Consider the following 12307-nt stretch of genomic DNA (forward strand, 5'->3'; position numbering starts at 1 on the left):
GTATCCTGCTGCGCTTTTGGCGCGGCTGGATGGTCGCAACGTTGCAATCGAGGGCTTGCGTTGTCTGGCCAGTCGATGCACCAAGGGTTCCGGGCACTGATTTGCCCGGAGTTTTCATTGCATGTCCCTGATCCTTTCGCGCTTTGCGAGCCCCGAAGCACGCGCCTCGCTTTATCAGTTCACCGTTTATCTGCCGGGTGCGGTCAGTTCGGTGTTTCTGGGCATCTGGCTGAGCGAGCATGGGCTGCCCGCCGATCAGATCGGCATCATCAATTCCATTCCCATGCTGTGCCTGCTGGCGGTCAATATGTTGATTGGGCGCCTGGCGGACCGTGCCAAGGATTGGCGCAGCGTAATCGTCATGCTGTCCGTTGTTGCGGCGGCGGCGGCCTTTGGCCTGTTCTTCGTCAACGAGTTCTGGGGCGTCATGCTGGTCTGGTCGCTGGTGACAATGTTCACCGGCTCCATCCCGCCTATCATTGATGCGGCGTCGGTGCGCATGACCCGGCGCAATGGCACCGATTTTGGTGTGGTGCGCGCCTGGGCGACGGTGGGTTACGTGGTCGGGGCCGGTGGCATCGGCGTGCTGCTCGCAGTGTTTGGGGCCAATGCCTTCGCGCCGCTTTTTGTGGCGACCTCGCTATTGCGCGCCGGGCTGAGCCTGCTCCTGCCGCGCTTTCGTGCGCCAGAACAGGCCGAAACGTTGGCGACCATGGTGCCCACCAAACTGCGCGACTCGCTTAAGCCGTGGTTCGTGCTGCCGCTGATTGCCTTCGCGATGATCAATGCCAGCCACGCCCTGATCGGCGGTTTTGGTGGGCTGCTATGGATCCAGAACGGTGTCCCCAATTATTTCGTTGGCCCCTTGCTCGCCATTGCGGCTGCGGCAGAAGCCGTCATCATGTTCGCATGGCGGCGCTTTGGCGGGCGGATCACTGCCCGCAACATGATCCTGGCCGCCTGCATTGCCTCCCTGCTTCGCTTCACCGTCATGGCGTTCAATCCGCCCGTAGAATTGCTTTTTGTCGTGCAAATGCTGCATGCGGTCAGCTTTGGCGTGGGCTATTTCGGCGTTGTGCACTTCATCGCCAACTGGACCGACGAATCCAATGCTGCCGAGGCGCAGGGCTTTGCCAATATGCTCAATCAGGGCATGGCTGTGCTTGCATTGGCCGGCTTTGGCTGGCTGGTGGTGCGGTTGGGCAGCTATGCCTTCTTTGCCTCATCAGTGGTGGCAGTGCTGGCCACGGCGTGCGTGCTGATCTCCCTGCGCATACGACCGCCCAAGGATGCCCAATAGGGGCAGCAGCCAGCGGACACGCCTAGTCAGGGTAATGCCGTACGAGCGTCTTGCGATGCGTGGCCTGTATAACCCTGGGCTTGGTGGATAAGTCGGCCGGGCTCAGGCCTAGGCAGCACGCCAAGGCCCCAAATGCCTCAAGAAAAAAGGCCCCGGTTTTCCCGGGGCCTTTTTTGCATTTCAATCTGGCTGGTCTCAGGCGAGGCGGCCGCTGGCATGAGCCAGCGTGGTGTAAACCTTGCCGCGATCTGAGAGCAGTTGATCGCGTGTTTCGGCAGCTGGATTGGCGCCCGCAGCGGCGCGTTTCAGCAACTGTTCAAACTCGCTCATATAGGCGTTGGCCGTGCGGGCAAAGTCAGGCTCGCGCTGCATCTTCTTGCGCACGTCATCATATGTGCCCTGGCCGGCCAGGGTGTAGATGCGGCGGGAAAACACATTGGATTCGCCGGCCTGATAGCGGGCCCAGGCATCGGCCAGGGCTGCATCATCAATGGCGTGGGCGATCTCTTCGGTCAAACCGGACAGGCCAGGCTGGCCCTGCTGCGTGCTCTGCTGCTTGGCGGTGGCATTGCGCAATACGTCGCGCAGCCAGCCACCTTCGCCTTGGGACGCGGCTTCTGGCTCGGCCACGGTTGCTGCGGCCTGAGCGGGCTCTGGCTGACGCAGCGGTGCGGGTGCAAGTTCTGGCTGACGCACAGGCTCAGGGGCGCGTTCCAGCGTGCGGATCGGGTCAACCAGTGCCTGGCGTGCCGGTTCGGCGCGATAGGTTTCGCGGGCTGGCTCGGGCTGGCGTGGTGCCTGATAAGCCGGTGCCTCGTTGCGGGGTTCAGGACGGGCAGGGCGCTGCGTCTGACGACGATCATTGATGTCGTGGGTTGCGGGCTGGCTGCGCACGATGGCGTTGAGCTCGCTGAGCGCTTCGATCTGCTCGGCCACCACGCGACGCATGGCAGCGGCGCTGGCGCGGGTTTCCTCAGGCAGCTCGTTGACACCGCGCGCCAGCTCGGCGCGGGTCGCCTCGAGCTCGCCGCCCACTTCGCGGGCAGTTTCGCGCATGGCGTGTGCTGTCTCGTTGAAGCGCTGGGTAGCTTCCTCGATAGCGCGCTGCATTTCAACAACCATCTGCTGCTGGGCTTCCTGCAGCGCCGCATTGGCGCGGCGGCCTTCGGCGTCGGCGACACCGCGGAAGCTACCCAGACGATCATTGACCTGGCTGGCAGTCTCATCCATCGCCTGACGGAACTGGCCCGTATTGGCCGCAATGGCGTTGCGCACCGAGGCGGAGCTGTCATTGATGGTGTCAGCCAGCGTGCCGGTGGTCGAGTTGAGCACATCGGTGACATTGCCGGCCGTCGAGGCCAGCACGTCGCTGATGCGATGGGCATTTTCCTCAAGTGCAGCGTGCACCTGATTGGTCTGCTGGTTGAGCGAGGAGGTAAAGCGCTCATTGGTGGCGTAAAGCGCATCGTTGACATTGTTGGTCGAGGACTGGATTGCCTGCGTGATGGTACCGGTGGTCTGTTCGAGAGTTTCGACGACGGTGCCGGTGGTGGCGCTGAGCGCCTCATCCATGGCGCGGCGGGCGCCGATCAGGCGGCGTTCAGTGTCATTGACCGTGTCGGCAATCGACTGGGCGAACATGCGCATGCGGCCATCGATATCGTCGGCGCGCGAAGCGAAGCTTTCGGCCAACGAGTCCATGGCGCTGCGGCGCTCTTCGAGATTGCCAAGTGCATTGTCGCTGGTGGTGGCCAGAGCCGTGGTGGCCTCGGACATGTTGGCAGTCTCGGCGTCGAGCCGGCCCAGGATCGAGGAGAACTCGTCGACCATGCCACGAATGGTGGCCTGCAGGGCACCCACGTGCTGGCTGACCATGGAACCGGCCTGTTCGGTCTGGCCGATGGCGTCGCGTACGGTGGCCGAATAGGACTGGGTTTGCTGGGCAACACTGGTTTCGAGGTTGGCCAGATTGGCGGTCGAGGCGTCCAAGACCCGCTGCAGCAGCAGGTTGGAGTCGTTGAGTTTGCCCAGTGCCGAGGTGACGTCGGTGAGAATGCGCGAGGTGGAAACCGCCATGATGGCTTCGGCTTCCTTGGCATTCTCGCCCAGGGCGTCACGCAGCAGATTGCCGTGGCTGTTGAGCGAATTCTGCAGCTCTGCCGACTTCTCGGTGACCAGGGCGGCAAAGGTATTGGTGTGCTCTTCGACCGACTGGTTGATGCTGGTGAGGCGAGTTTCGATCTGGTCCACAGCGCCAACAGCCTTGACCGACAACAACTGGTCGACCTCGGTTGCAGCAATGCGGATCTGCTCGAGAGCCGTCCGCACCGCGCCATCCATGTGGTTGGCGGTGTTGCTGATATCGGTGGCGATGTTCTGCGTCGCCGCGGTGATGCGGGTGGCAATGGTTTCCTCGATCCGGTCTGCACCGGCTTCGAGATCGGCCATGGACTGGGTGATCGAGGTATTGATCGAGGAGTTGAGCGCAGCCAGGCGATCGGCCGTGATATCGGCGCGAGCGGTAATGGCCTCGGGCAGGGTGCCCAGACGCGAGTCCACCATATCGGTGATCGCCTTGCGGGCGGAATCGACACCGGCTTCGATGAGGTCGGCAGCCTTGCTGGCGCTTTCGCCAACGGTCAGGGATGCCGATTCAATGCGGGCGCTGACACCATGCTCGGCGTCGGTGATACGGGCTATCGCGCTGTCCAGGCCATCGCCCAGATGCGTGTTCACTTCAGACACCTTGGAGACGATCATCGAGGACATCGAGTTGACGTGCTCGCTCATGGTCTCGGTGGCGCTGCGCAGGGTGTTGTCGATCTTCTGGCTGGCTTCATCGCCCTGCTGGGTGATGGTGTCGGCCAGTTCGGTGGTGCGCATGCCAATGGTTTCGCTGAGCGAGGCGGTGTGCGTTGCCAGCGTGTCGCCCAGCGCCTCGGTGCGCTGGTTGAGCGCTTCGGACAGCTGCTGGGTACGGGTTGTAAGGGCCTGCGCCAGCTGCTGGGTTCCGCCATCAAGGGCTGCACGCAGCTCGGTGCCACGGCTGTCCAGCTCGGTGGTCAGCGTTGCGGTGCCGGTGCCAATTTGCTCGACAATGGTCGCTGTGCGGCTGTCGAGTTCTTCGGCCAGGGTTGTCGTGCTGGTGCCCAGCTTGTCGACCAAGGTGTTGGTGCGCTCATCGAGCTGCTGCGCCAGATCGGTGGTGCGCGTGTCGATCTCAAGCGTCATTGCCGTGGTCTTTTCCGACAGCGTGTCGGCCAGGCGCTGCGTGCGGCCTGCAATGGCCTGATCAAAGGCGCTGGTGCTGCTGGTCAGGGTTTCCCCAAGTTCCTGGCTGCGGACGCGAATGGCTTCGCTCATGTCGCGACCACGGGCGTCGAGCTTTTCGTCGAGCTCCTGCACATGGGTCTCGAATGTGGTGCCCAATGCCGTGGACCGGTTGGCCAGAACATCATCCAGCGCCTTGGTGCGGTCATCAAGGGCCTCGGCAATGACGCCAGCATGGCCTTCGAGCGATTCCGTCAGCTCGCGGCTGCGATTGCTCAGGGTTTCGGTAATTGCCTTGGTGCGGGCGCCGAGCACTTCGCTCATTTCGCGGGTGCGTTCGCTGACCACGTCATTGAATCGGCCGGATTCTTCGTTGAGCGCCATTTCGAGCACGTTGGCACGAGCGGCAAAGCTGGTGCCCTGTTCTTCGAGGCGGGCGATCAGATTGTCGCCCTTGTCGCCGACCACGCCATCAAGGGCATGCAGGCGTGCGTCGAGGATGCTGGTGATTTCGCTCAGGCGGGTATCGAACTGGCTCAGCGTGTCCTGACCCGCGCTCGACAGGGTAATGCGGGCGCGTTCGGAGGTATCGTCGAGCGCGCCATTGATCTCGATGACCGCCGACTGCATGCGGCTGTCCATGGCGTTGAGCTGAATGGAAACCGATTCATCGAGCTGGCGGGTAAGGGCGCTGAGCAGGACTTCGGCTTCACGCGAGCGGGACGAAATGTCCTCGGCAATGCGCTGGCCGATCATGTCGAGACCGCCAGTCACTTCGTGACCACGATCCTGCAACTGGTTGAGCAGGGAGGCGCCGCCATCGGTAAGCAGGCTCGAGAGCGCCGCGGTGCGCTCGTCAAAGGCCGATGAGAAGCGGTCGGTACCCGATTCAATCAAGCCGGCAATGGTCTGGCTGCGATCTTCGAAAGCGGCGCTGAATGTGTTGGTGCGTTCTTCGATGGCGCGGGTGCGCTGATCGATGGCGTCGCCGATCTGGCCGGCGCGGCCGTCCAGTGCTTCGGTCAGTGCATTGATGCGGCTGTCGACGCCGGTCGTCAGATGGTCGGCGCGCTCGTCGAGCGTGCTGGCCATCTTGGCGGTCTGATCTTCAAACGTCAGCGACAGGCGACCAGCGCTTTCGTCAAGCGAAGAGATAAAGTCAGTGGTGCGGTTGTCGACCAGCGACACGAAGCTCTCGGTACGCTCGCCAAACGAATTGGTCAGCGTGTTGCCCGCGGTTTCAAGTGCGCGGGTCAGATTGCCGCCGCTTTCAACAATGGTGCCGGAAATGCGCTGGCTGATCATGTCGAGATCGAACACCAGGCCGGTATGGCTTTCAGTGATCGCTTCGCGGACGCGGTCGGTATTGGTCAGCACGCTTTCGCGCTGGCTCGCCAGTTCGGCGATAAGGGCGCGCATCCGGGATTCATTGTCGGAATAGGTGCGTTCGAGCGCGGTGACTTCATTGTGGATCATCACCTCGAGCTCGCCGGCACGCGACAGGGCGCGTTCAAGGCCATCGCCGAGCGCGTTGACTTCGCGCCGCACGGCCTGACCGACCGAGGCCACCTTGTCGGCGGCGGTCACTTCAGGCTCAGCCAGACGCATGGCGGCCTGGGTGATCGAGGACGCAGCGTTGCGCAGGTCCTGGGCGCGGCGGAACAGCGTGGCAATGCCGAAGAAGGCAAGGACAGGCACGAACATGATGGCGACCAGACCGATGAAGTCGATGGTGCCGACAAAATTGCCGAAATTGTTGATCTGGTTGCCAAAGCGCATCCAGCCGCCGGCGGCGGTTACGGCCAGCCACACCACCGAGAGCGCCAGCGCCACCCAGGTTGGTGTCGAGGAGGAACGGTTCTGCAGGCTATAGAGGATCTTGGAAGGGTAGCGGTCGTCATTGGCGACGGCGCCAGCCTGCTGGGCGATCTTGTCTGCGGCACGCAGACGGTCGCTGCGGCCGGGATCTGCCGGCTTGCGCTCAGGTGCCTGTTGAGGGGCGTTGTCCATATTGAACACCGATTCCTTGAGGGCATCTTCGACGGCTGAGAATGCCAGCGCGGCGGGATCGTTCGTGGGGGTCGGGTTCTTCGCCATACTCTTTACAACTCTCGCGTCGACTTTACAGCGACAAGGCGGACTCTAGGAGTATTCATGCCCAAAGACCCGTTTCCGGGCCCATGGTCAAAAGGAAACAATTCGATGCAAATGCCCCGCATCGTCCCCAACCCTCGCCGCCGCGCGCTGGCTTAAACCCCATTAATACATTCAATTTGATGCAAACCGAACGGAATCTTACCCATAGGTTAATTTTCTGGGGAAGCTCGGGGCTATCAGGAACGGCAAAGAAAGGCAAAGGTGTGGCTTAATCACATGTTCACCTGCGCCACCTAGGCTTGTCCCCACGGCATTGTCCTTGTTGGACGCGTAGCCGTGTAGAATGGAGCGACCAGAATGGTTCAGCGCGCGGCCACTGCCGAACATCTCAGTTTTGTCCCCGTTGATCGGGCAGGACGCCCAATCGATCTGGTCCATCTTGCCAAGCAGTGTCTGGGTGATGCGCATCTCGAATGCGAAATCCTGCGCATGTATGACGCCACGGTCAAAACCTATTTCTCGCGCCTGAAACTGGCGTCCAGCTTTGACGAGCTGGCGATGAACCTGCATTCGATCAAGGGTGCTTCGGGCGGCGTCGGCGCGTTTTCGGTGGCCGATCTGGCCAAGGCGGCCGAGGTCGAACTCCAGGCCGGGCGGCCGCTATCGACCGAGCGGGTCGACGATCTGGGCATGGCAATTGAAGAAGTCAGCGGTTTTATTGCCCGCATGCTGGATAATGAGCCGGCCTGACACGGTCTCGGCATTTGACGAAAAGCACTGGATTGCCCTATAGAGCGGCCAATATTTGACGCGCTCCGCGGCCTGGTTGTGGGTGCGCCCACAGGCCAAAGTTTCCATGAGCATGACCAATCTGGCGCCGGTGCAAGACCGGGCTACTCTTGAACCGTTTCGTACCCGCCGCACGTTTGCGATCATTTCGCACCCCGACGCCGGCAAGACCACGCTGACCGAGCGCCTGCTGGCGGCGGCTGGCGCGATCCAGTCCGCTGGTGCAGTCCGCGGTAAGGCCGGTGCCCGTTCGACCCGTTCGGACTGGATGGAAATGGAGCAAAAGCGCGGCATTTCCATCACCTCCTCGGTGATGACGTTCGACTATGACGGGCTGACGCTGAACCTGCTCGATACCCCGGGTCACTCCGACTTCTCTGAAGACACCTATCGCACGCTGACCGCGGTTGACGCGGCCATCATGGTGATCGACGCGGCCAAGGGCATCGAGGCGCAGACGCTCAAGCTGTTCGAAGTCTGCCGCCTGCGCGATATCCCGATCATTACCTTTATCAACAAGGTGGATCGCGAGGGTCTGTCACCACTCGATCTGATCGATGAGATCCAGGGCAAGCTGGCGCTCGACCTGACACCGGTGCTGTGGCCCATCGGGCAGGGCGTTGATTTCCGGGGTTATCTCGATCTGCTCGAAAAGCGGGTGCTGAACCCGCAGGGTAAGCCGATTGCCGAATATGAGGCCATTGAAGACCTGCTGGACAATGAGACGCTGGTGGAAGATCCGATCTTCATGACGGCGCTGGAAAATCTGGAAATGGCTACGGCCATGCTGCCGGCCTTCGATCTGGAAACCTTCCATGCCGGTCATCTCAGCCCCGTGCTGTTCGGCTCCGCGCTCAAGGGCATTGGTGTGGCGGAGCTGTTGCGTACGCTGGGCGAGTGGGGCCCCGAGCCGCGCCCGCAGCCCGCCATTCCCGAGCCGATTTCGCCCGATGAAAAGAAGGTCACCGGCTTTGTGTTCAAGGTGCAGGCGAACATGGACGCCAATCACCGCGACCGGATCGCCTTCGTCCGCCTCTGCTCGGGCACCTTCACGCGCGGCATGCGCCTGAAGAATGTGCGCTCGGGCAAGGACATGGCCGTCTCCAATCCGATGTTCTTTTTCGGCAATGATCGCGAGCTGGCCGAACAGGCCGTAGCGGGCGACATTGTGGGCATTCCCAATCACGGGACGCTCTCGGTTGGCGATACGCTGACCGAAGGCGCCAGCATCAATGTGACGGGCATTCCCAACTTCGCCCCGGAAATCATCCGCCGCGTGCGCCTGACCGACCACATGAAGACCAAGCAGATGGCCAAGGCGCTTTCGGATCTGTCCGAAGAGGGCGTGACCCAGGTGTTCCGCCGCATGGTGGGTGCAGACTGGATCGTAGGCGTTGTCGGCCAGCTGCAGCTTGAAGTGCTCAGCTCGCGCGTCGACAAGGAATATGGTGTTCCCATCACCTTTGAGAGCCTCAATTACGAGGTGGCCCGCTGGATCGAGAGCGATGAGCCCGAAGAGCTCAAGCGCTTCATTGCGGCCAACAAGATGAACATTGCCGAGGACCGTAACGGGGCGCCGGTATTTCTGGCGCAGAATGCCTGGTGGGCCGATCGTGCCAAGCAGGACTTCCCCAAGCTGCGCTTCCTGAGCACCAAGGAACGGCATTGAGCACTCCTGATCGTATCGAAGAGCTGCTGAGCGCGACGAAGTCCGCCTTCATGAGCGGGGCGCTGGTACGCCTGAAACTGGGCGGCTATCACGGTAGCGAGCCGGACCTGAAGTCCATCGAGGTCAAGAAAATTACGGTCAAGGACGGGGACAAGTTCTCCTTCACCTACCGATACAAGACGCGCGACATCATCAAGAACTTCATTCAGCCAGAAGCCCTGGCGTTGTTGCGCAGCGGGCTCAAGGATGAGTTCCGCAGCGCGCAATTGGCCACGACCGAGTTCGACATGGGTTTTGAGCGCAATGGGGCCAAGATGCGGCTCAAGCGGACCGAGGTGTCCGGTCGCGAAGCGCCATCAACCGATCACAACCGGGCCAAGAACCGTCCGCTGACCGTCACCGACAAGCCCTGGCTCAAAGCCCTGGGTATTGCCGGCAAAGATGGCGTGGTGCGCAATGATGCGCAGGATAAGTTCCGCCAGATCAACAAGATGGTCGAGATTTTTGCTCCGTTGATCCACGCCATCAAGACCGAGCGGCCGCTGATCGTCGACATGGGCGCGGGCAAGGGTTACCTGGATTTTGCGCTCTATGACTACCTCGCCAATGTTGCGAACCGCCCCGCCGGGATCGTCGGCGTTGAGATGCGCGAGCAACTGGTCAGCGATGGTAATTCGACGGCGCAGCAATCGGGCTTTGACGGGCTGAGCTTCCAGGCCGGCACAATCATGGATTTTGATGCCAGTGGTGCTGATGCGGTGATCGCGCTGCATGCCTGCGATACGGCGACTGATGATGCGATCTTCAAGGGTATCAATGCTGGTGCAGCGCTGATTGCGGTGGCGCCGTGCTGCCACAAGCAGATCCGCCGCCAGATGGAAGCGGGCCAGCCGGATGGCCGGCTCGAGGTCATGCTGCGGCACGGCATCTTCCTGGAGCGGCAGGCCGAGATGGTCACCGATACACTGCGCGCCCTGCTGCTCGAACTCAATGGCTACAAGACCAAGGTGTTCGAGTTCGTGTCTGACGCCCATACCCCCAAGAACAATCTGATCGTCGCCGAAAAGGACGGCCGGCTTGGCCGTGATCGTGACGCTGTGCTCAAGCAGATCGCCGAGATCAAAACCATGTTCGGCATTGAGCAGCACTATCTTGAAGGCCTGCTTGGCCTGTGACGATGGGCGCAGTTCATTAACACGCCGCCACACACTATATCGGCAGATAACAGCAAGACCCCGTGAGACCCATGACCAAGATCACTTTTGTCCAGCAGGACGGCGTACGCATCGATACCGAAGCCGAAAATGGCTCCACCGTGATGGAAACGGCCATCATGAATGGCGTGCCCGGCATTGTCGCCGAATGCGGCGGCGCTTGCACCTGCGCGACATGCCACGTTTATGTCGATAATGACTGGACCGAAAAGGTCGGCGGCCCATCGATGATGGAAGAGGACATGCTTGATTTCGCATTTGACGTGAAAGAGGCCAGCCGCCTGAGCTGCCAGATCAAGGTCAAGGACGAGTTCGACGGCCTTGTTGTGCATGTGCCGGGACGTCAGGGCTAGTGTAACGCCCATTTCTGGGCAGGGTCCGGCGAAGCAAAATTTGCTTGTGCTGGCCCTCGCACAGATTCTTTTAGCGGGGGGACAGCTTTCCCACATGCGCTGTTCCAAGCCATGCCCGCTAAGGGAAATATAAAAGCGATTGAATTTCAAAGCCTTGCTGCAAAGCCCCGGATTCGCGTAATTTCACGCACCGTAGCAGCAGGGTTTTCAATGGCACTTCTCAACACCTTCCCGTTGAGCTTCAAGGTTCGCGACAAGCGTATCGCCATTATTGGCGGTGGCGAAGAGGCGCTCAACAAGGTGCGCCTGGTCGCCAAGACCAGTGCGCAGATTGTGATCATCTCCCGTCAGATCGAAGCCGACTTCAGCGGCTTTGCGGTGCAGTGCATCGAGCGCGGCTTCGCGGTCTCGGACCTCGATGGCGTGGCGCTGGTGTTTGTCGCCGAAGAGAGCGCCGATGCTGCCTTGGCCAAGGATGAAGCGCGGGCCCGCAATATCCCGCTCAACGTGGTCGATGTGCCGGCTGAATGTGATTTCTATACCCCTTCGATTGTTGATCGCGCGCCGTTGACGGTCGCGATCTCGACCGAAGGCGATGCGCCAGTGCTGGCGCGACTGGTGCGGGCCCGTATCGAGGCCATGCTGCCGCCGGGCTTTGGCAAAATCGCCAGCCTGGCCGGCGGGTTACGCCAGCGCGTTGAATCTCTGATTCACACGGGCCCTGCGCGCCGCCGCTATTATGAAGCACTGGTCACCTCGCCCCAGGTCGAAGCTGCCGTCGCCCAGAGCCCGATTGCCGGTCGTTTCCGGGCCGAAGTCTTGCTTGAGCAGCATCAGAGCAATAGCGAAGCAACCGGCATTGTTTGGTTGATCGGGGCAGGGCCGGGATCGGAAGATCTGCTCACCCTGCGCGCCCAGCGCCTGCTGCAGGAAGCCGACGTTATCGTTCATGACCAGTTGGTGCCCGATGCCGTGGTGCAGATGGGACGGCGCGATGCCGAACAGATTTCAGTCGGTAAGGCCAAGGGGCATCATTCGTTCAGCCAGGCTCAGATCAATACGCTGATCGTCCGGCTGGCCCGTCAGGGCAAGAAGGTCGCACGGCTCAAGTCGGGCGATCCGATGGTATTCGGCCGTGCCGGCGAAGAGATCGCTGCGCTGCGCAAGGCCGGGCTGACGTACAAGATCGTTCCCGGCGTCAGTGCTGCTTTGGCAGCAGCCGCCGACACGGCGACGCCAGTCACGCTGCGCAAGGTATCGAGCGGCTTTGTCATGGCAACGGCGCATGGCGCCGAGGATAGCGATCTCACGCATTGGGCCGGCCTGGCGCAGTCCGGCCTGACGCTGGCGCTCTACATGGGCAAGTCCATTGCCGCCGAGGTCGCCGGCCGGCTTGTCGCACATGGCGCCAATCCGGAATTGCCGGTGGGCATAGTGGTCAATGCCGGGCGACCCCAGATGACAACATATGCGGCCACCCTGCGGTCCCTCATCGACAGTGATGTGGTGCTGGCAGACGGGCCTGCAATCATTTTCGTTGGTGAAGCCGTGGCGGCAGGTGACTGGTCCAATGCCGCGCAGATCGCCGCGCAGAACTTCAAGGTAGCGTGACAAA

At 61.5% G+C, this 12307-nt stretch carries 7 protein-coding genes; 6 read left to right on the forward strand and 1 reads right to left on the reverse strand.

The features are described from left to right. Positions 1–121: 121 nt before the first annotated feature. Complete coding sequence (locus KD146_RS04055; protein WP_212657456.1) at positions 122–1300, forward strand: MFS transporter; 1179 nt, start codon at positions 122–124, stop codon at positions 1298–1300. A 195-nt stretch (positions 1301–1495) separates the two neighbouring features. Here KD146_RS04055 and KD146_RS04060 read toward each other — a convergent pair whose 3' ends face one another. Beyond that, positions 1496–6667 carry an apolipoprotein A-IV repeat region-like domain-containing protein gene (locus KD146_RS04060; protein ID WP_212657457.1) on the reverse strand — a complete coding sequence of 1724 codons (5172 nt, stop codon included), beginning with the start codon at positions 6665–6667 and terminating at the stop codon, positions 1496–1498. A gap of 357 nt (positions 6668–7024) precedes the next feature. Between KD146_RS04060 and KD146_RS04065 the strand changes: the two genes are divergently transcribed. From KD146_RS04065 to cysG, 5 genes are all read left to right on the forward strand, one after another. Continuing rightward, the gene (locus KD146_RS04065; protein ID WP_212657458.1) at positions 7025–7417 is read left to right on the forward strand and encodes an Hpt domain-containing protein; all 393 of its coding nucleotides are present in this window, start codon (positions 7025–7027) and stop codon (positions 7415–7417) included. Between the two features lie 112 nt (positions 7418–7529). After that, a complete protein-coding gene (locus tag KD146_RS04070; RefSeq protein WP_212659102.1) occupies positions 7530–9125 on the forward strand; it encodes a peptide chain release factor 3 in 1596 nt (531 codons plus the stop codon). Then, positions 9122–10300 carry a class I SAM-dependent methyltransferase gene (locus KD146_RS04075; protein ID WP_212657459.1) on the forward strand — a complete coding sequence of 393 codons (1179 nt, stop codon included), beginning with the start codon at positions 9122–9124 and terminating at the stop codon, positions 10298–10300. The genes KD146_RS04070 and KD146_RS04075 overlap by 4 nt, the downstream gene beginning before the upstream one ends. Before the next feature lie 71 nt (positions 10301–10371). Next, a complete protein-coding gene (locus KD146_RS04080) occupies positions 10372–10692 on the forward strand; it encodes a 2Fe-2S iron-sulfur cluster-binding protein (RefSeq protein ID WP_212657460.1) in 321 nt (106 codons plus the stop codon). A gap of 210 nt (positions 10693–10902) precedes the next feature. Then, on the forward strand, positions 10903–12303 hold the full coding sequence (cysG, locus tag KD146_RS04085) for a siroheme synthase CysG (protein ID WP_212657461.1): 1401 nt from the start codon (positions 10903–10905) through the stop codon (positions 12301–12303). Positions 12304–12307: the final 4 nt, after the last annotated feature.

The sequence above is a fragment of the Devosia litorisediminis genome, from assembly GCF_018334155.1.
GTDB classification, from domain to species: Bacteria; Pseudomonadota; Alphaproteobacteria; order Rhizobiales; family Devosiaceae; genus Devosia; species Devosia litorisediminis.